The organism is Rhodopseudomonas sp. WA056 (assembly GCF_010906995.1).
Classification (GTDB): domain Bacteria; phylum Pseudomonadota; class Alphaproteobacteria; order Rhizobiales; family Xanthobacteraceae; genus Rhodopseudomonas; species Rhodopseudomonas palustris_G.
Window position 1 is genome coordinate 20,686 of sequence record NZ_QPFS01000035.1, and the last position, 18,266, is coordinate 38,951.

Genomic DNA, 18,266 nt, shown 5'->3' on the forward strand with positions numbered 1-18,266 from the left:
AACCACAGTCACGAGGAGAAGGGTAAAGCGATTACGAATTGGCGGCGCCGATGCGCCGCTCGGCGAAGGAACGCAGAGGAGGGACATGATGATGGATAATGTCCCAGACGATCTCGACGTCGATCGCGTGGTAGGCATGACGCAGCCGATTGGCAAAGTCGGTCATCTTACGCCAGTCTATGTCGGTCGCCTCGTGCTTCAGCTCATCCGGGAGTTTGCGTGCTGCCTCGCAGACGATCTCCAGATAACGCTCGGCCGCCATACGGCGCACTTCGTCTTGCGAGAATTCATCGAAGCTGCGTCCCTCGACGAGGCTTAGGACACGAGACGTCGAGCGCAGAATGTCCAGGAGCCTGTCTTCCATCGAAGGGGGCATTCACAGCACCTCGACAAGATCGTCGGCCATTCGCTCCCTGATACGTGGAGTCAACTCGCTGGGCAGCATGACGTGTGTCGGGATGCCTGTAGCCGCTTCGCAGATGTCGCCGACATCAAGCGGCGTCTTCCAAGTCAGCTCGTAATCCGGCAGCACCTCCACCAGCACGTCCAGATCACTGTCGGGTCGCGCGTCACCGCGGGCACGCGAGCCGAACACATATAGCTTGGCCACGCCTTCGGCGCGCAATGCATCGCCCCTCTCGCGCAATCTGGCGAGGATGGTGTCCAGCGGCATGTCGATGACGGAGGTCATACCGTCATCCTACCACAGACGCCATATCTGTGCACGACACAGTTGCCGAGCGCCCGCGGAAGATGGCCGAACGCTCAGGCCAATTGTTTGAGGACGTGGTCGGGAATATGACCACACCGGCGTTAACCGCCGCATGCTGCATCTGGCGATCCAGTGTGGCGAGCGTCGCGCCCCTGTCACGAGCCAAGCTGAGATAGGCCGCGTCGTAGTACGTCAATCCGTAGTCCTGCGCGAAGCGCAACAGATCGGACATCTGTGCCGACCGAATTGGCGGTTCGATTTCGATGTCCAGCGTCGCCAAGTCGGAGAGCGCAGCGTCGACGTCGTGCGCCGCGATTCGCTTTCGTCTCAGGTTGGTCAGAAGAACGTTTCCGACTTCCATCGACCAGTGCGCCGGCACAATCACGGCTTCGCTCAAGATGGCCTCGCTCAGCTCTCGCGCGGAGAAGCCTGTCTCGTTGAGTAGCCAGGCGATCGTGATTGAAGCATCGAGAACAATCAAACACGACGCCCTTCGTTGATCCAGCTTTTGATCTCTTCGGGCGTCGCTTTCAGGTCGATCGCCGCCGCACGTTCGCGAATGCTGGCGATTGCTTGTCGGCGTTTCTCGATCTGCTCGGGCGTCAGCTCGAGGTGCCGCGACTGGGGCCCCTCCCGCACCAGCCGTGCCACCGCAACGCCGTTGCGAGTAAGCACAACGTCGTCGCCGCTCGACTCGATCTCAGCCACCAACGCTTCAAGCCGAGACTTTGCGTCGTCGATGGCAACATGCTTCATTGCAGCTACTCCGCCGCCTGGCTGGAATGGCCGAGCCGGGCGTTGAGCTTATGGATCAGCTCCTCGGCGGCGTCGGCGATTACGGTGCCGGGCGGGAAGATCGCCTCGGCGCCGGACTTGTACAGCGCATCGTAATCCTGCGGCGGGACCACGCCGCCGATGATGATCATGATGTCGTCGCGGCCCTGCTTCTTCAGCGCGGCCTTGAGTTCCGGCACCGCGGTGAGGTGCGCGGCGGCCAGCGACGATACGCCGAGAATGTGGACGTCGTTCTCCACCGCCTGCCGCGCCGCTTCCTCCGGCGTCGCGAACAGCGGCCCGATATCGACGTCGAAGCCGATGTCTGCGAACGCCGAGGCGATCACCTTCTGGCCGCGGTCATGGCCGTCCTGGCCGATCTTGGCGACCAGGATGCGCGGGCGACGGCCCTCGGCGTCCTCGAACGCGTCGATCAGCGCCTGCACCTTCTCCATCCGGTCCGCCATCGATGCGACCTCCCGCTTGTAGACGCCGGTGATCGACTTGATCTCGGCGCGATGCCGGCCATAGACCTTCTCCAGCGCGTCGGAGATTTCGCCGACGGTGGCCTTCTTGCGCGCGGCGTCGATTGCCAGCGCCAACAGGTTGCCGTTGCCTTCCGAAGCCGAGCGGGTCAGCGCCGCCAACGCGGCGTCGACGTCGGCCTGGACGCGTTCCTTCTTCAACCGGCCGAGCTTGTCGATCTGCAGCCGGCGCACGGTCGAATTGTCGACCTTGAGCACGTCGATCGGAGCCTCGTCGGTCGGCTTGTACTTGTTGACGCCGATCACCGACTGCCGGCCGGTGTCGATCCGCGCCTGGGTCTTGGCGGCGGCTTCCTCGATGCGCAGCTTCGGAACGCCGGCTTCGATCGCCTTGGCCATGCCGCCGAGCGCTTCGACTTCCTGGATGTGAGCCCAGGCCTTGACCGCGATGTCGTGGGTCAGCCGCTCGACGTAGTACGAGCCGCCCCACGGATCGATGATCCTTGTGGTGCCGCTCTCCTGCTGCAAGAACAACTGCGTATTCCGCGCAATTCTGGCGGAGAAGTCGGTCGGCAGCGCCAGAGCCTCGTCGAGCGCGTTGGTGTGCAGAGACTGGGTGTGGCCCTGGGTGGCGGCCATCGCCTCGATCGTGGTGCGCGGGACGTTGTTGAACACGTCTTGCGCGGTGAGCGACCAGCCCGAGGTCTGGCAGTGGGTGCGCAAGCTCAGCGACTTCTGCTGCTTCGGATCGAACTGCGTCAACAGCTTGGCCCACAGCAGGCGTGCGGCGCGCATCTTGGCGACTTCCATGAAGAAGTTCATGCCGATTGCCCAGAAGAACGACAGCCGCGGCGCGAATTTGTCGACGTCGAGGCCTGCCGCGATGCCGGCGCGGACGTATTCGACGCCGTCGGCGAGCGTGTAGGCGAGCTCGAGATCCTGCGTCGCACCGGCTTCCTGCATGTGGTAGCCGGAGATCGAGATCGAGTTGAACTTCGGCATCTTCTGCGAGGTGTAGGCGAAGATGTCGGAGATGATCCGCATCGAGGGCACCGGCGGATAGATGTAGGTGTTGCGCACCATGAATTCTTTCAGAATGTCGTTCTGAATGGTGCCCGACAGCTTCTCCGGAGAGACGCCCTGTTCCTCGGCGGCGGCGACGTACAGCGCCAGGATCGGCAGCACCGCGCCGTTCATGGTCATCGACACGCTCATCTGGTCGAGCGGGATGCCGGCGAACAGCGTGCGCATGTCGTAGATGCTGTCGATCGCCACGCCGGCCATGCCGACGTCGCCGGCGACGCGCGGATGATCGCTGTCGTAGCCGCGGTGTGTGGCGAGGTCGAACGCCACCGACAGACCCTTCTGACCGGCGGCGAGGTTGCGGCGATAGAATGCGTTGGAATCTTCCGCGGTCGAGAAGCCTGCATATTGCCGGATCGTCCACGGCTGGTTGACGTACATGGTCGGGTAGGGGCCGCGCAGGAACGGCGCGACGCCCGGCCAGGTGTCGAGGAAATCAATGCCGGCGACATCCGCCTCGGAGTAGCCCGGCTTGACCAGGATGCCTTCGGGCGTCAGCCACGGCTGGGCCTCACCTGCAGGCGCAGGGGCGGCGGTGGGCCGGAACGCGATCTCGGCGAAGTTCGGAATCTTGCTCATTTTTATCTGATCTCACTACAGCCCATCCTAGCACGGCTGCCGTTTTTCGTCATTTCGTCGGGTTAATCGTGGTCCGGCTGCTGATAGCTGAACACTTGCGCCATCCTGTCGGGTCCGTAGTTCTGCGCCGTGGTCTTGCCCGGCAGGTTCGCGATGGTGCCGGTCCAGCCGAGCCGGGCCTCAATGCCGTACTGCAGGGTCGGGACCACCCGATCCGGCCGGTCGAAGGTTCCGGTCATGATCTCGATGCTGTCGCAGAAGAGTAGCCGATAGCCCAGCGGGGTGCCGCAATCCTTACAGAAGTCGCGCTCGGCGACCGAGGAGGAGCGGAACGACGCTGGCTTGCCGCGGGTCCAGGCAAAGCTGTCCTTGGCGACTTCGGCCATCGAGGCGAACGGACCGCCAGTCGCCTTCTGGCACATCCGGCAATGGCACAGCGCGGTGCGCAGCGGCGGCGCCGACAGCGCGTAGCGGATCGCGCCGCACTGGCAGCCGCCGGAGAGCACCGCTTTGCCGGTCCCGGTCATGCCGCTTCGATGCCCTTCCAGGCGTCGCTCAGCGTCGCCAGCGCGTCGCCGCCGGCGAACACGAACTCCTGCACGCCGGCCTCGCGCAAAGCGGCCTCCTGCTCGCCGGGGCGGCCGGCCAGATAGATCTGCTTCGCGCCAGCAGCGGCTAGGGCCTGGGCGGCCGGAGCCGCATAGGCCGGATAGGCCTTGTCGGACGAGCACAGGCAGGCGAACGCCGCGCCGGACGCCTTGAAGGCTTCGGCGAGTGCCGCCGGATCAGCGAAGCCTTCGCTGTCGATCGCCTCGATGCCGCCGGTCTCGAAGAAGCTCTTGGCGAAGGTCGCGCGGGCGGTGAAGTCGGCCGGCGTGCCGAGGTTGGCGAGGAACACCTTGGGCCGCGACGCCTTGGCGGCGAGCACCGCGTCGGACTTGTCGCGCAGCGCCTCGAACGGCGTGGCAAGACGGATCGGCCCCAGCGCCGCGAAGCTGATCCTGGGCTCGTCGGCCGGTGGCACCGCGGCCGGCTGGACGTCCAGCACCTTGGCCTGGGCTTCGTGCAGGTTCGGAAACTCGGAGGCGCCGGTCAGCACGTCGCGGCGCTTGGCGATCGCCTTGTCACGGACACTGCGGGTCGCCGCGACCTTCGGCTGGATCAGGCCGGCCCGCAGCGCGGCGAGCGCGCCGCCGGCGCGCTCGATCTCCTGGAACTGGGCCCAGGCGGCGTCGCACAGCTCCTTGGTCAGCGCTTCGATGCCGCCGGCGCCGGCGGCCGGATCGGCGACCTTGTCGAGGTTGGACTCTTCCAGCAGGACGAGCTGGGTGTTGCGGGCGACGCGGCGCGCGAAGCTGTCCGGCAGGCCGAGCGCCAGCGTGTGCGGCAGCACCTGCACCGAATTGGCACCGCCGAGCGAGGCGGCGAAAGTCGCCATCGTGGCGCGCAGCATGTTCACGTAAGGATCGCGCTGGGTCAGCATTCGCCACGCGGTCTCGGCGGCGACGAACAGCGGCTTGGGCGCGAGGCCGCAGGCCTGTTCGACCTGCGCCCAGAGCAGCCGCAGCGCGCGGAACTTGGACAGCGTCAGGAACTGATCGGCGTCCGCCGACAGCCGGGCATAGATCATGCCGCGGGCTGCCTCGAGCGACACGCCGGCGGTCTCCAGCGCCCGCAGATAGGCGACGCTGCAGCCGAGCACATAGGCCAGCTCCTGCGCCTCAGAGCCGCCGGCATCGTGGATGACGCGGCCGTCGGCGACCAGGAACGGACCGTTGAAGCCGGCGCCGGCGAGGCCGGTGGCGACTTGGCCGATGCCCTTGGCGATCTCGCTCCATTCGGTGGCGCTCGATCCCTGCACGGCGCGCGCGCCGAGCGGATCGATGCCGAAGCGGATGTCGCAGGCGGCCGGATTGGTGCCGCGGCTCTTGATCAGGTCGGCGAGGTGGCGGACCACGTCGCAGGACTGCGGCGGAAATTGCAGTTCGACCGCGATGCCGGCGTCGAGATGCACGCTCTCCAGCGCTTGCGCGATCGCCTCCTGCGTGGCCGGCAGACCGAAGCCGCGCGCGCCGACGCTGCCTGCGAATACCAGCGTCAGGCCGGTGGCGCCGTTTTCGAGATCCTGCAGAGCCAGCTTGTTGGCTTCCTTCGGCTCCGGGTGATCGACCCGCTGCATGATCCGCCACGGCGCCGCGGGAGCGCGGCCGGCGATCGGCGCGGCGTCGCGCGCCCGCACATAGATCGGATCGATCTGGATGCCGTCGGAGCTCTTGCTGATCAGCTTCTCGAACGGCGCGCCCTTCAGAACGCCGTCGACCAGCTTGCGCCAATCTTCATAGCCGGCCGGGGCGAAATCGGCGGCGAGCCGCAGCTCTTGATTTGCAGAAGACATCGGTGAAATCGAACTCCCAGAATACCGGAACGTGATTTGGCCGGAAAATGCCACGTGCGGCCGGCGATGCCAAACAGTTGTTTGAGGCAATAAGGACGAGATCGGCCGCTGCTGCGGTGCGGCAACCGTGTTGCGGGATATTCCTATAAAGCGGCGGCTCAGCCGCGATCTGGCAGCCGCTCGATGCCGGCGGTCGACAGCCCGGCGAGGGCGTCTTTCAGCGAGCGACCGGCGATCATCTGATCCGGCACGATGTCGAGCAGCGGCACCAGCACGAAGGCGCGCTCGAACAGCCGCGGATGCGGCAGCGTCAGGTCCGGTCGATTGATCACGGCGTCGTCGTAGGCGAGAAGGTCGAGATCGAGCGTGCGCGGGCCCCAGCGCCGTTCGCTGGCGCGGTCGCGGCCGAAGCGTTTCTCGATCTTATGCAGCACCTGCAGCAACGACAGCGGATCCAGACGGCATTCGATCTCGATGCAGGCATTGACGAAGCGGTCCTGCTGCTCGTCGCCCCAAGGCGGCGTCGCGTAGTCCGGGGAGCGCGCGATCAGTTCGGCCTGGGTCATGCCGCAGATGTTGGCGATCGCCTTGTCGAACGTGGCGCGAACGTCGCCGACATTGCCGCCGAGCGCGATCAGGGCGCGCGGCATCTCAGCTCCGCCTGCGGGTGATGATCACGCCGACGTCGTCGAAGATCGCCGGGATCGGCGCGTGCGGTTTGTGCACCGTCACTTTCACCGCGGCAATCTTGTCGAAGCTCGTCAGGATCGCATCGGCCACCGCGCCGGCGGCGCGCTCCAGCAGCCGGTAGTTGGCGTCCTTGAACGCGGCGGTGGTACACGCCACCACATTGGAATACGACACCGTGTCGGACAGTTTGTCGGTGCGCGAGGATTCGGACAGATCCGCGGTGAGTTCGAGATCGATCACGAAGCGCTGGCCGACTTCGGTCTCGTGATCCATCACGCCGTGGCGGGCGTGCAGCACGAGGCCGGTAATGAAGATGGTGTCGTTCATCGGCTGTCCCTGATGGCGTGGGCGACTTTGAGCGCCTGCGAGGTCGCGGCGACGTCGTGCGCGCGAATGATCCTGGCGCCGTTCTCGACGGCGATCAGATGTGCGGCGAGCGAGCCGCCGATCCGCTGCTTCGGTTCGCTCGGCACCACCGTACTAATGAAGCGCTTGCGCGAGGCGCCGATCAGCAGCGGCCGGCCGAACGCCGCGAATTCGCGCAGCCGAGCCAGCGTGATCATGCTCTGCTGCGGCGTTTTGCCGAAGCCGATGCCGGGATCGAGCACGATCAGTTCCTCGGCGATGCCGGCCTTCGCAGCGATCGTCAGCGAGTGTTCAAAGAATGCATTGATGTCGGCGACGATGTCGATTGCCGGGTCGGCGGCGTCGCGGTTGTGCATCACGATCACCGGCGCGCCGCGCGCAGCGATCACGCCGGCCATCTCGGAATCGCGCTGCAACCCCCAGACGTCGTTGGCGATCGCCGCACCGTGGTCGAGCGCCCACGCGGCGACCTCGGCCTTCATGGTGTCGATCGACACCGGCGTGCCGAGCGCCACCACCGCCTCCAGCACTGGCTGGAGCCGCCGCAGCTCCTCGGCCGCCGGCACCGGCTGCGAGCCGTAGGGACGGGTGGATTCCGCGCCGATGTCGATGATCTCGGCGCCATCTGCGATCATCTCGGCCGCATGGGCCCGCGCCTGCTCGGGTGCGAGATAATCGCCGCCGTCCGAGAACGAATCCGGCGTGACGTTGAGAATGCCCATCACCGCCGCGGCGGGACGCGCCAGCAGCTCGCGCAACTGCGGCGTCTCGGTCGGAGCGGCGGGCGATGCGGGCAGCGACGGGGAAGCGATCATACGCCAGCGCTTTGCGCGGTCTGCCAAAGCCTGTCAAGCGGCGGTCTGCGCCGGCGCGCCGGACCTCAGTAGGTGATTTTCAATGGCAGCTTGCGAGCCTGTTCGATCAGTTGACCGACCTCCTTCTCGGAGGGCAGAGAGCGCACCAGTTTGCGCTTGAGATTGGCCTCTTTCATGTTCTGCGCCAGCCGCGCCGGATTGCGGTGGGTGAACTCGCGCAGCGTCGAGACCCCGGCAGCGCGCAGCAGGTCGGCCTTGGCCTTGCCGAGGCCGGGCACGCGCATGCAATCGGCGAGGTTGGCCCATTGCAGCAATTGCTGCTCGGTGAGGCCGGTCTTCGCGGCCAGCGCCTTGCGCCCCTTCACGGTCCGGGCGGCTTCGAGCAGCGCTTCGGTGGTGCGAATTCCTACCGATTTCAATTTGCTCGCGGCCACCTCGGTGATGCCGTCGAGCTGGGAAATTGGATATGTCATGGCACTCGATACGAATGTTCAGGTGAATTGGCGGAGGCCGGGCGTGCCATCCACGATGGCGGCCATCTGCTCCGCGCCGATCTTGTCGCGGCCGACCTTGAACAGCTCGCGGGCAATCGTCTTGATGTCGGAGATGCTGAGACCGAGTCCGAGCAGCTTCGTTCCCATCGCCATCACGCCGCTTCCGCCGATCAGACGGCTCAGCCCGCTGCGCGAGGAGCCCGCCGCTTCGATTGCAGCCTCAGCGCCCGGAATGCTGTCGATCAGGGCCTGGACCGGCTGCTGCGGACCTTCATTGCGGAGAAAGGCGAGAATGATGCCGATGGTCTTGCCGGCAACAGATTTGTCCAGACCGGCCTTGTCGGCCAGCCTTTCAATCAACTCGTCCATCACGCCCCCGCCACGCCGGCTCTTAGCACCGGTCCATGTTCTCAAATCATCCTGATCCGCTCTGCCACGAAACACAAGCGACCCCCGTGTTGGTGGCAGTCGTTTCGAATGATTCGTCCCGCCAGTGTTGCAACATTGCAAAAGTGCGGTCGCGAGATACGCTTTCGCACCGGCGGCAATCCACGCATCCGAGGTTGTTGCCCGCGATAGGATGAATATTGCGACAACGTCTCGCCGCGATCGTCGTTGAATGGTTCCATTGTGATAGGCAGGATGCGTGTTGCGCCAGGCGACCGATCGCCGGTGAGATTGTTCTGAAGCGGAGGAAACGACCAGATGGCGGCGACCGGCATCGTTAGCGGTGATACCGAGGACAAGATTTTTATCGGTAGAGGGGAGCAGCCGGCCTGGTTGACGCTGGGACTCGCCAATCGCCACGGCCTGGTCACCGGCGCTACCGGCACCGGCAAAACCGTATCGCTGCAGGTGATGGCCGAAGGCTTTGCGCGCGCCGGCGTGCCGGTGTTCGCCGCCGATATCAAAGGCGACCTGTCGGGCATCGCCGAAGTCGGCGAAGCCAAGGACTTCATTCTGAAGCGCGCCCAGGAGATCGGGCTGAAATTCCAGCCCGACCAGTTCACCTCGGTGTTCTGGGACGTGTTCGGCGAGCAGGGCCATCCGGTGCGCGCCACCGTTTCCGAGATGGGACCGCTGCTGCTGTCGCGGATGCTCGATCTCAACGACGTGCAGGAGGGGGTGCTCAACGTCGCGTTCCGTGTCGCCGACGACATGGGCCTTCCGCTGATGGACATGAAGGATCTGCGCGCGATGCTCGATGCGATCGCGCCGATCGCCCAGAAGGTCGCGGAAAACGGCGACGTCAATGCCGATATCCGCCAGGCCGCGCAGTCGCTCGGCAACGTCACCAAGCAGACCGTCGGCACCATCCAGCGTCAGCTTCTGGTCCTGGAAAATCAGGGCGGCGAGAAATTCTTCGGCGAGCCGGCGCTGCAGCTCAAGGATTTCATCCGCACCGACAGCCAGGGCCGCGGCCTCGTCAATATTCTCGTGGCCGACAAGCTGATGTCCAGCCCGCGGCTGTACGCGACTTTCCTGCTGTGGATGCTGTCGGAGCTGTTCGAGGAGCTGCCGGAGCTCGGCGATCCCGACAAGCCCAAGCTGGTGTTCTTCTTCGACGAGGCGCATCTCTTGTTCAACGACGCGCCGAAGCCGTTGATGGACAAAATTGAACAGGTGGTGCGGCTGATCCGCTCCAAGGGCGTCGGCGTGTACTTCATCACCCAGAACCCGATCGACGTGCCGGACCGGGTGCTGGCGCAGCTCGGCAACCGGGTGCAGCACGCGCTGCGCGCGTTCACGCCGCGCGACCAGAAGGCGGTGGCGGCGGCGGCCGACACCTTCCGGCCGAACCCAAAGCTCGATACCGCCAAGGCGATCACCGAGCTCGGCAAGGGCGAAGCGCTGGTGTCGTTCCTCGAAGGCAACGGCACGCCGGCGATGGTCGAGCGCGTGCTGGTGCGGCCGCCGGCGGCGCGGATCGGACCGATCACGCCGGAGGAGCGCAAGGCGATCATCGCCGCGAGCCCGGTGCGGGGCAAATACGATACCGCGATCGATTCCGAATCCGCCTACGAGATGCTGCGTGCGCGGATCGAAGGCAAATCCGGCGACGCCGACGCGGAGCCGGGTGGTGGCGGCATCCTCGGTCAGCTCGGCGGGCTGTTCTCGACCGTGTTCGGCACCAACACGCCGCGCGGCAAGCTCACCACCGGCCAGGTGGTGGCGCGCAACGTCGCCCGCACCGTCGCCACCACGGTGGTCGGCGGCGTCGCAGCCGAGCTCGGCAAGAAGGTCGGCGGATCGCTCGGCAGTTCGGTCGGACGCTCGATCGTGCGTGGCACGCTCGGCGGCATGCTGCGGCGGTGAGGCGTTTGCGGTTTGGACACAGGCGCGTGGCAGCATGGTTCGAGACGGCGCTGCGCGCCTCCTCACCATGAGGCTGTGCGAGATCGCCTTTGTTCGCTCTTTGCGACATGTCGCAGCTTCCTCATCCTGAGGAGCGGCCGTTAGGCCGCGTCTCGAAGGATGAGGGCCGCGGCATCGGACACATCTAAAGAAGGAAGACATCATGTCCGCCAGCTCTCACGTTCAAACGGTGCTCGCCCGCGCCGATGCCGATTTCGACGCCGCCTTGCAGCGGCTGTTCGCGCTGCTGCGGATCAAGTCGATCTCGGCCGATCCGGCGTTCGCGGCGGACTGCAAGGCGGCGGCCGAGCATCTCTGCGCCGACATCGCCTCGATCGGGTTCGATGCCGAGGTAAGGCCGACCGCTGGCCATCCCGCGATCGTCGCGAAGGCCAAGGGCAATACCGGCAAGCGGCCGCACGCGCTGTTCTACGGCCATTACGACGTGCAGCCGGTCGATCCGCTCGAGCTGTGGCACCGTCCGCCGTTCGAGCCGGTGATCGCCGACCATGCCGACGGCCGCAAGATCATCGTGGCGCGCGGCGCGCAGGACGACAAAGGCCAGCTCTCGACTTTCATCGAAGCCTGCCGCGCCTGGAAGAACGTCACCGGCGACTTGCCGATCGACCTCACTATCGTGATCGAGGGGGAGGAGGAGGTCGGCTCCAAGACTTTCGTGCCGTTCCTCGACGCCAACAAGAACGATCTCGCTGCCGACTTCGCGCTGGTCTGCGACACCGGGATGTGGGACCGGCACACGCCGGCGATCACCACCTCGCTGCGCGGCCTCGTCTATGAAGAGGTGAAGATCAAGGCGGCGAACCGCGATCTGCACTCCGGCGTCTATGGCGGCGGCGCGCAGAATCCGATCCGGGTGCTGACGCGCATTCTCGGCGGTCTGCACGACGAGCACGGCCGCATCACCATTCCGGGGTTCTACGACGGCGTGAAGGATCTGCCGCCGGAAATCCTGGCGCAGTGGAAGGGGCTGAACCTGACCGCCGAGAGCTTCCTCGGTCCGATCGGGCTGTCGATCCCCGCCGGCGAAGACGATCGTCTGCTGATCGAGCAACTGATCTCGCGGCCGACCTGCGACATCAACGGCATCGTCGGCGGTTACACCGGCGAGGGCTCGAAGACAGTCATCGCCGCGGAGGCTTCGGCCAAGGTGTCGTTCCGGATCGTCGAGGGGCAGGACCCGAACAAGATCCGCGATGCGTTCCGCGCCTACGTCACCGCGCGGCTGCCGGGCGACTGCCGCGCCGAATTCCTCGATCACTCCAACGGAGCGGCAATCGCGCTGCCGTGGGACATGAAGCCGCTCACTGCGGCGAGGTCTGCGCTGACCGAGGAGTGGGGCAAGGATGCGGTGCTGATCGGCTCCGGCGCCTCGATCCCGATCGTCGCCGATTTCAAGCGCACGCTCGGTCTCGACTCGGTGTTGATCGGCTTCGGACTGGACGACGACAACATCCATTCGCCGAACGAAAAATACGACCTGACCAGTTTCCAGAAGGGCATTCGCTCCTGGGTGCGGATTCTCGGCGCGCTGGACGATGCGTCGCGGTGAAATAGCACCGCGTCATAACGTCACCTCGTTTCGCGCGAGCCTTTCGCAGGTCCGCGCCGACGCCGTGCAAAATCAGAATCGTTCTAGCTCGTGACGCGACGCTGTCAGCGGTCGCGTCGCTCCGTGCGAACGCTTGCTCGGTCGAGCTTTTCTGTCATGACCGGTGCACCGATCAGTCTTCAGTCGTGCAACAGGGCCACAGACGGAACAATAGAGGTCTTCTAAATCGCCCTGGAGGGTTACTGATCGGCGTATACTAATTCTAAATCGCACTACGTTGCCTCACTATTCCGCATCTCCTACCCCGGCACCGATCACGTGAACTGGGGGCGTCGAGTGAGCAACTTCAAGAGCAACAAGAATCGTCTGTACTTGGGCGTCGCTGCGGGCGTCGTCACGGCCACTGTGGCGAGCCTGGGTGCGTCGCCGGTGCGGGCGCAGGAAGCCGAGCGGCGCGTGCTGCCGCCGGTCTCGGTCGATGCACCGCAGCAGCGCACGCGTGCCGCCACACGCACCGCGCAGCCGCGCGCCACGCCGCAGCGCGCCGCGCGGGTAGCGCCGCGCCGCGCCGCCGAGCCGCCACCGCCTCCGGCCGCGCCGCCGACCACGATGGGCTCGACCCGCACCATCGGCGCCCCGGCGCCGGCCTATGCGGGCGGCCAGGTGGCGCAGGGCGGCACGCTCGGCCTGCTCGGCTCGACCAGCGTGATGAACACGCCGTTCTCGACCGTGAACTACACCTCGCAACTGATCGAGAACCAGCAGGCCCGCACCGCGGCCGACACGCTGATCAACGATTCCTCGGTGCGGTTGTCGACGGGGCCGAACGGTTTTGACGACACGTTCCAGATCCGCGGCTTCCAGGTTAATGCGACGGATATCGGCCTCAACGGTCTGTACGGCCTGGTCTCGTCGAGCCGTGTGCCGGCACAAATCATCGAGCGCATCGAACTGCTCAAGGGTCCCGGCGCGCTGATCAACGGCATCGCGCCCAGCGGCAGCATCGGCGGCGCCGTCAACATCGTCACCAAGCGCGCCACCGAGGTGCCGTTCGCGCGGATCACACCGTTCTTCATGAGCGCCGGAAACTATGGCGTTCAGCTCGACTCGAGCCAGCGGTTCGGCGCCAACAAGGAATGGGGTGTCCGCTTCAACGGCGTCGCGCGTAACGGCGAAGCCACGGTCGACGGTGGCAATTGGCGAAGCGGCGTCGCGGCACTGTCGGTCGACTATAGGAGCGATCGGCTGCGCTGGACGCTGGACGCCATCACCCAGAACGACGACACCAAGAACTTCCGCCCGCAGATGACCATCCAGACCGGGGTCCCGTTCATTCCCGCGCCGCCGGACGCGCGCAGTAACTGGTACCCCGGAACGGTGCTGAACCAGCGGGATCACACCATCGCGTCGGGGCTAGAATACGACATCACCGATTGGCTGACCGCTTATGCCGGCCTCGGTTATCGGCAGGGCGAAAACTACCAGACCTTCCCGGATTCACGGGTCTCCGGCTATACCGGTGGCATCGATCAGTTCGGCAATTTCCGGCTGATCAACGCTTACTACGACTCCTACACCCAGACGGTCAGCGGCAATGCCGGCGTACGGGCCAAGTTCAACACCGGCTTCATCGGCCACTCGGTCAACGTCGCCTACACCGGCTTCAATCAGGAAGCCGGCAACGCCTATGTGGCCAACTCCGCGGCGCAGTCGGTGCCGTCGAACATCTACAATCCGTCGCCGCTGCCGTTCGTCACGGGTGCGCGCAACGCTCCGCAGAAGTCGTCTGATACGACGCTGACCAGCGTTGCGATTGCCGACACGATTTCGTTCCTGAACGACACGGTGCTGTTGACGCTCGGCGCTCGCCAGCAGAACGTGAAGGTGGACAGCTTCAACACCACCACCGGGGCGCTGACCAGCGGCTACGATGCCAGCGCCACGACGCCGCTCGCCGGCATCGTGATCAAACCGTGGCACAACGTGTCGCTGTACGCCAACTATGCAGAAGGCCTGACGCGCGGCACCATTGTCGGTGCGGGTTACGCCAACACCGGCGCAGTGCTGGCGCCCTACAAATCCAAGCAGCAGGAAGCCGGCATCAAGGTCGATTGGGGCACGATCACCACTACCGCGGCGGTGTTCCAGATCACGCGGCCGAATTCGATCCGCAACGCGGCCAACGAACTCGCCTATGACGGCGAGCAGCGCAACCGCGGCGTCGAGCTGTCGGTGTACGGCCTACTGATGCCCGGCTTGCGCGGCATGGCCAGCGCGACTTTCCTGAAGCCCGAGCTGACCAATCCGAGCAATCCGCTGGAGCGCGGCAACGATGCGGCCGGCGTACCTGATACGACCGTTTCCGCCGGCCTCGACTGGGACACGCCTTGGGTGCGCGGGCTCGCGCTCAACGGCCGGGTGATCTACACCTCGGGCTCGTATCTGACGAGCGCCAACCTGCCGACGCAGCGCTTCCCGGACTGGACGCGGCTCGACATCGGCGCGCGCTACACCACGACCGCGATCACCGGCAAGCCGGTCACCTTCCGTGCCAGCGTCGAAAACGTCACCGGCGAAAACTACTGGCTGACCACCGGCACCTTCGTCACCGTCGGCGCGCCGCGGACTTACTTGTTGTCCGCTGCATTCGATTTCTGATCGCGCACGCGATTCGATAGGCACCGTGCCCGGCCTTGTGCCGGGCACCCATGTTTCGAAACGAGGTGATCGGAATGAAGAAGCTCTCTCTCGCAATGCTCGCAACGCTCGGCGCGATGACCTCCGCACAGGCGCACCAGATCTGGATCGAGCAGGCGGACGGCGGCGCCGTGGTGCGGTTCGGCGAGTTCGGCGAAAACCTGCGCGAAGTCTCGCCCGGACTGCTCGACAAGTTCTCCAAGGTGACGGCGACGCTGCTGTCGGCCATGGGCGAGCAGAAGGCCGAGGCGAGCAAGATCGCGAGCGGCTTCAAGCTGCCGTTCGCCGCGGCCGCCGGCGATAGCATCGTCGTCGAAGACGCCGGCTATCCGCTGTATACCTGGAAGCAGCAGGACAAGGAGGTGCGAAACTGGTTCTATCCCGCCGCGCGGCTGATCACCGGCTTCGCCGCGCAGCAGCCGAAGCTGCCGCTCGATCTGGTGCCGACCGGGCAGCCGGGCCAGTTCAAGCTGGTGTTCAAGGACCAGCCGAAGCCGAAGATCAAGGTGACGCTGGCGACGCAGTCGGGCTGGGCCAAGGAAGCGCACACCGATGCGCAGGGGCTCGTCACCTTCGATATGCCGTGGCAGGGCGTCTACGTCGCCGAAGTCAGCATGAACGACAAGACCGCGGGCGAGCGTGCCGGCCCCAACGGCGCCGAGCCGTATGATGCGGTGAGCTACGCCACCACCGTCACTTACGAGAAGGCCGACGGACTGCCGCCGCTTCCCGCCGGCCCACCGGCGCCCCCGTCCGCCCCGCGCAAATGACCGCGCGGGCGCACCGCATCCGGTCGATCGGTGCGCTGACGTCGCGCATCGTCGCGGCGCTGGTCGGCGGCTACGCGCTGGCTGCGCTTTGCAGCGTCGCGGTGCTGGCGCTGCCGATCAGCAAGCCGCAGGCGGTTCTCACCGGCCAGCTCGCGAGCTTCGCGATCTGTGCCGGGGTCGTGATCTGGGCGTTCGCGGCGCGTAGCGCGCTGACAGCATGGATCGGCCTTGCGCTCGTCGCCGCGGTGCTGGGGCCGCTGGCGTGGTCGGCGTCCTGATGAGGTTGATGAGGTGCGAGGCGTGACGATGCCGCATGATCAGCGTGCCGCCAGTCGCGGCATCCGGCAAAGCATGTCCGGCCTGCATACCTGGTCCGGGCTGCTGCTCGGCTGGGTGCTGTATGCGATGTTTCTCACCGGAACGGTGTCGTTCTTCAGAGAGGAACTGTCGCAGTGGATGCGGCCGGAGCAGCCCCGACTGGTGCAGGCTCTCGATCCGGCGCGCGTGGCGCAGCGCGTCGCCGACGAGATCGGCCGGATCGCGCCGGGCGCGACGCAGTGGAGCATGAAGCTTCCCGACGGACGCAGCAACACCGTCTATGCATTCTGGCGGCTTCCCGGCGGTCAGGGTGCGCGCGCGTTCGGCGAAGGCCACTTCGATCCGGTGACCGGCCATCGCATCGAGGCCCGGGGCACGCTCGGCGGCGATTTCTTCTATCGCTTTCATTTCCAGTTCTACTACATGTCGCCGTTCTGGGGACGGCTGCTCGCCGGTCTCGCAGCGATGTCGATGCTGGTGGCGATCGTCGCCGGCGTGATCACCCACAAGAAGATCTTCACCGACTTCTTCACCTTCCGCTGGGGCAAGGGACAGCGCGCGTGGCTCGACGCCCACAACGCGCTGTCGGTGTTCGGTCTGCCGTTCCACGTGATGATCACCTACACCGGGTTGGTGACGCTGATGGCGCTGTACGTGCCGTGGGGTGAACGCGCCGCCATCAAGACGCCCGCCGAACGCCAGCAACTCGCCGCCGAACTGAACGCCTTCATCCAGGCCGGCAAGCCGAGCGGCGAGAAGGTGCAGCCGGGGTCGATCGAGGCGATGGTCCGGCAGGCGCAGCAGCGCTGGGGGACGACCGATGTGGGGCGCGTCAACGCCGCCAATCCGGGCGACGCGACCGCCCGCATCGCGGTGACCCGCGGCGATGCCGGGCGCGTATCGATGAGTCCCGAATACATCGAATTCGACGGCGTCACCGGGAAGCTGCTCGCCGTGCACGACCATGTCGGCGCGGCGGCGGAAACCCGCGGCGTGATGTACGCGCTGCATCTCGGCCGCTTCAGCGATCTGGAGACGCGCTGGCTGTATTTCCTCGCCAGCCTGATGGGCACCGCGATGGTCGGCACCGGGCTGGTGATGTGGACGGTGAAGCGGCGGCAGAAGCTACCCGATCCGGAGCGACCGCATGTCGGCTTTCGCCTGGTCGAGCGGCTGAACATCGCCGGCATTGCCGGACTGTCGGTCGCCATGACGGCGTTGCTGTGGGCGAACCGGCTGCTACCTGTTCAGATGCAGGAGCGGGCGTTCTGGGAGGTCCATCTGTTCTTCATCGTCTGGGGGCTGACGCTGCTGCATGCGCTGCTGCGGCCGGCCAAAGCGGCGTGGGTCGAGCAGCTCTGGGCGGCGGCTGCGCTGTTGGCGCTGATCCCGGTGCTGAATGCCGCGACCACGCAGCGCCCGCTGTGGCACAGCCTCGCTGTCGGCGACTGGGTGTTCGCCGGCACCGATCTGATGTGCCTGGCGCTCGCGCTGCTGCATGCGGTGCTGGCGATCCGCACCGCGCGGCACGGCGCACAGCTACGTCCGAAGGGGCGTTCGGCGAAGCGGGGAGAGATGCCGGCGATGTCGGGCGAGGCCGCGACATGAGTCACGTTCTGGCGCAGGTATTTTGCCTGGCGGGTTTCACGGCCCTGGCGTTCGGGCTGCGCCGGCCGCAGCACGATGTCCTGCATCGTTCGCTGCGCCGGCCGGTGGTGTTTGCGCTACGCGCTGTCGGCACCTGCGCGTTGGCGATCGCACTTGCGGTGCTGGTCGGTGTGTCCGGTTGGGGCTTCGGCCTGGTCAAGTTCAGCGGCCACACCACACTGGCCGCTGCCCTGGTGTACTGCGCGCTGATCGGCTGCGGCCGCAGGGCCGCCGCCAGAGTGCGCTGCTAGATGTGGAGCCTCAAGAGGTTGTTCTCGGAGAGTCCGAGTCTGCTGATTGGCGGCTGTGATTTTATGCCGCCATGGGGCCGATGCCAATTGTATCGGTGCAGCCAGATTGGGAGTTCGTCAGCTCGGCGGTCGGATGAGGGATAGGCCTGCGCGTAAGCCCATTCTCTCAGAGCGCTTTGAATGAAGCGCTCGGCTTTGCCGTTGGTTTTAGGTGTGTATGGCCTGGTGCGGATATGCTTGAGCCCGAGAGCGTGGCAGGCGTTTC

At 65.8% G+C, this 18,266-nt stretch carries 20 protein-coding genes; 7 read left to right on the forward strand and 13 right to left on the reverse strand.

Annotated features, from left to right (window positions below):
- Positions 1-31: 31 nt before the first annotated feature.
- From DU475_RS09545 to DU475_RS09600, 12 genes are all read right to left on the reverse strand, one after another.
- Entirely contained in the window at positions 32-364 is a 333-nt protein-coding gene (locus DU475_RS09545) for a HepT-like ribonuclease domain-containing protein (protein ID WP_246700285.1), read from the reverse strand.
- A gap of 12 nt (positions 365-376) precedes the next feature.
- Entirely contained in the window at positions 377-691 is a 315-nt protein-coding gene (locus DU475_RS09550) for a nucleotidyltransferase family protein (protein WP_047308216.1), read from the reverse strand.
- Positions 692-695: 4 nt separating this feature from the next.
- On the reverse strand, positions 696-1,193 hold the full coding sequence (locus tag DU475_RS09555) for a type II toxin-antitoxin system VapC family toxin (RefSeq protein ID WP_164631935.1): 498 nt from the start codon (positions 1,191-1,193) through the stop codon (positions 696-698).
- Complete coding sequence (locus DU475_RS09560) at positions 1,190-1,468, reverse strand: type II toxin-antitoxin system Phd/YefM family antitoxin (RefSeq protein ID WP_110784423.1); 279 nt, start codon at positions 1,466-1,468, stop codon at positions 1,190-1,192. Before DU475_RS09560 ends, DU475_RS09555 begins: the two co-directional genes overlap by 4 nt.
- Positions 1,469-1,473: 5 nt before the next feature.
- Positions 1,474-3,633: a methylmalonyl-CoA mutase gene (gene scpA / locus DU475_RS09565; RefSeq protein ID WP_164631937.1), complete on the reverse strand. Its 2,160-nt coding sequence runs from the start codon at positions 3,631-3,633 to the stop codon at positions 1,474-1,476.
- A gap of 62 nt (positions 3,634-3,695) precedes the next feature.
- Complete coding sequence (locus DU475_RS09570) at positions 3,696-4,160, reverse strand: GFA family protein (protein ID WP_047308219.1); 465 nt, start codon at positions 4,158-4,160, stop codon at positions 3,696-3,698.
- Positions 4,157-6,028, reverse strand: a complete 1,872-nt coding sequence (locus DU475_RS09575) for a methylmalonyl-CoA mutase subunit beta (protein WP_164631939.1) — start codon at positions 6,026-6,028, stop codon at positions 4,157-4,159. The genes DU475_RS09570 and DU475_RS09575 overlap by 4 nt, the downstream gene beginning before the upstream one ends.
- A 158-nt stretch (positions 6,029-6,186) precedes the next feature.
- Positions 6,187-6,678 carry a 2-amino-4-hydroxy-6-hydroxymethyldihydropteridine diphosphokinase gene (folK, locus tag DU475_RS09580; protein ID WP_013503366.1) on the reverse strand — a complete coding sequence of 164 codons (492 nt, stop codon included), beginning with the start codon at positions 6,676-6,678 and terminating at the stop codon, positions 6,187-6,189.
- Position 6,679: 1 nt separating this feature from the next.
- Positions 6,680-7,045, reverse strand: a complete 366-nt coding sequence (gene folB / locus DU475_RS09585) for a dihydroneopterin aldolase (protein WP_013503365.1) — start codon at positions 7,043-7,045, stop codon at positions 6,680-6,682.
- Positions 7,042-7,899: a dihydropteroate synthase gene (gene folP, locus DU475_RS09590; protein ID WP_047308221.1), complete on the reverse strand. Its 858-nt coding sequence runs from the start codon at positions 7,897-7,899 to the stop codon at positions 7,042-7,044. The genes folB and folP overlap by 4 nt, the downstream gene beginning before the upstream one ends.
- A gap of 65 nt (positions 7,900-7,964) precedes the next feature.
- Complete coding sequence (locus tag DU475_RS09595; protein WP_013503363.1) at positions 7,965-8,372, reverse strand: DUF4332 domain-containing protein; 408 nt, start codon at positions 8,370-8,372, stop codon at positions 7,965-7,967.
- Positions 8,373-8,390: 18 nt separating this feature from the next.
- A complete protein-coding gene (locus DU475_RS09600; RefSeq protein WP_013503362.1) occupies positions 8,391-8,762 on the reverse strand; it encodes a hypothetical protein in 372 nt (123 codons plus the stop codon).
- Between the two features lie 336 nt (positions 8,763-9,098).
- Here DU475_RS09600 and DU475_RS09605 point away from each other — a divergent pair, with 336 nt between their 5' ends.
- The 7 genes from DU475_RS09605 (at position 9,099) to DU475_RS09635 (ending at position 18,001) form a co-directional block, all read left to right on the forward strand.
- Positions 9,099-10,709 carry a helicase HerA-like domain-containing protein gene (locus tag DU475_RS09605; RefSeq protein ID WP_164631941.1) on the forward strand — a complete coding sequence of 537 codons (1,611 nt, stop codon included), beginning with the start codon at positions 9,099-9,101 and terminating at the stop codon, positions 10,707-10,709.
- Between the two features lie 202 nt (positions 10,710-10,911).
- Positions 10,912-12,318, forward strand: coding sequence for a M20/M25/M40 family metallo-hydrolase (locus DU475_RS09610; RefSeq protein ID WP_164631943.1), 1,407 nt, complete (start codon positions 10,912-10,914; stop codon positions 12,316-12,318).
- 336 nt (positions 12,319-12,654) lie between these two features.
- Entirely contained in the window at positions 12,655-14,976 is a 2,322-nt protein-coding gene (locus DU475_RS09615) for a TonB-dependent receptor (RefSeq protein ID WP_164631944.1), read from the forward strand.
- 74 nt (positions 14,977-15,050) lie between these two features.
- Entirely contained in the window at positions 15,051-15,785 is a 735-nt protein-coding gene (locus tag DU475_RS09620) for a DUF4198 domain-containing protein (RefSeq protein WP_164631946.1), read from the forward strand.
- On the forward strand, positions 15,782-16,063 hold the full coding sequence (locus DU475_RS09625) for a DUF3649 domain-containing protein (RefSeq protein ID WP_164631948.1): 282 nt from the start codon (positions 15,782-15,784) through the stop codon (positions 16,061-16,063). The genes DU475_RS09620 and DU475_RS09625 overlap by 4 nt, the downstream gene beginning before the upstream one ends.
- A 28-nt stretch (positions 16,064-16,091) precedes the next feature.
- On the forward strand, positions 16,092-17,711 hold the full coding sequence (locus tag DU475_RS09630; RefSeq protein ID WP_164631952.1) for a PepSY-associated TM helix domain-containing protein: 1,620 nt from the start codon (positions 16,092-16,094) through the stop codon (positions 17,709-17,711).
- A complete protein-coding gene (locus DU475_RS09635; protein ID WP_142882301.1) occupies positions 17,708-18,001 on the forward strand; it encodes a DUF3325 domain-containing protein in 294 nt (97 codons plus the stop codon). The genes DU475_RS09630 and DU475_RS09635 overlap by 4 nt, the downstream gene beginning before the upstream one ends.
- Here the strand turns inward: DU475_RS09635 and DU475_RS09640 are convergent.
- A partial coding sequence (locus DU475_RS09640; protein ID WP_164631950.1) for an integrase core domain-containing protein occupies positions 17,998-18,266 on the reverse strand: 269 nt, incomplete at its 5' end. The two genes, DU475_RS09635 and DU475_RS09640, sit on opposite strands and share 4 nt — an antisense overlap.

Coding starts and splice junctions, on each gene's coding strand:
- DU475_RS09545 (WP_246700285.1), bottom strand. CDS start 364: ATGGAAGACAGGCTCCTGGACATTCTGCGCTCGACGTCTCGTGTCCTA.
- DU475_RS09550 (WP_047308216.1), bottom strand. CDS start 691: ATGACCTCCGTCATCGACATGCCGCTGGACACCATCCTCGCCAGATTG.
- DU475_RS09560 (WP_110784423.1), bottom strand. CDS start 1,468: ATGAAGCATGTTGCCATCGACGACGCAAAGTCTCGGCTTGAAGCGTTG.
- scpA (WP_164631937.1), bottom strand. CDS start 3,633: ATGAGCAAGATTCCGAACTTCGCCGAGATCGCGTTCCGGCCCACCGCC.
- DU475_RS09570 (WP_047308219.1), bottom strand. CDS start 4,160: ATGACCGGGACCGGCAAAGCGGTGCTCTCCGGCGGCTGCCAGTGCGGC.
- DU475_RS09575 (WP_164631939.1), bottom strand. CDS start 6,028: ATGTCTTCTGCAAATCAAGAGCTGCGGCTCGCCGCCGATTTCGCCCCG.
- folK (WP_013503366.1), bottom strand. CDS start 6,678: ATGCCGCGCGCCCTGATCGCGCTCGGCGGCAATGTCGGCGACGTTCGC.
- folB (WP_013503365.1), bottom strand. CDS start 7,045: ATGAACGACACCATCTTCATTACCGGCCTCGTGCTGCACGCCCGCCAC.
- folP (WP_047308221.1), bottom strand. CDS start 7,899: ATGATCGCTTCCCCGTCGCTGCCCGCATCGCCCGCCGCTCCGACCGAG.
- DU475_RS09595 (WP_013503363.1), bottom strand. CDS start 8,372: ATGACATATCCAATTTCCCAGCTCGACGGCATCACCGAGGTGGCCGCG.
- DU475_RS09600 (WP_013503362.1), bottom strand. CDS start 8,762: ATGGACGAGTTGATTGAAAGGCTGGCCGACAAGGCCGGTCTGGACAAA.
- DU475_RS09605 (WP_164631941.1), top strand. CDS start 9,099: ATGGCGGCGACCGGCATCGTTAGCGGTGATACCGAGGACAAGATTTTT.
- DU475_RS09610 (WP_164631943.1), top strand. CDS start 10,912: ATGTCCGCCAGCTCTCACGTTCAAACGGTGCTCGCCCGCGCCGATGCC.
- DU475_RS09620 (WP_164631946.1), top strand. CDS start 15,051: ATGAAGAAGCTCTCTCTCGCAATGCTCGCAACGCTCGGCGCGATGACC.
- DU475_RS09625 (WP_164631948.1), top strand. CDS start 15,782: ATGACCGCGCGGGCGCACCGCATCCGGTCGATCGGTGCGCTGACGTCG.
- DU475_RS09630 (WP_164631952.1), top strand. CDS start 16,092: ATGCCGCATGATCAGCGTGCCGCCAGTCGCGGCATCCGGCAAAGCATG.
- DU475_RS09635 (WP_142882301.1), top strand. CDS start 17,708: ATGAGTCACGTTCTGGCGCAGGTATTTTGCCTGGCGGGTTTCACGGCC.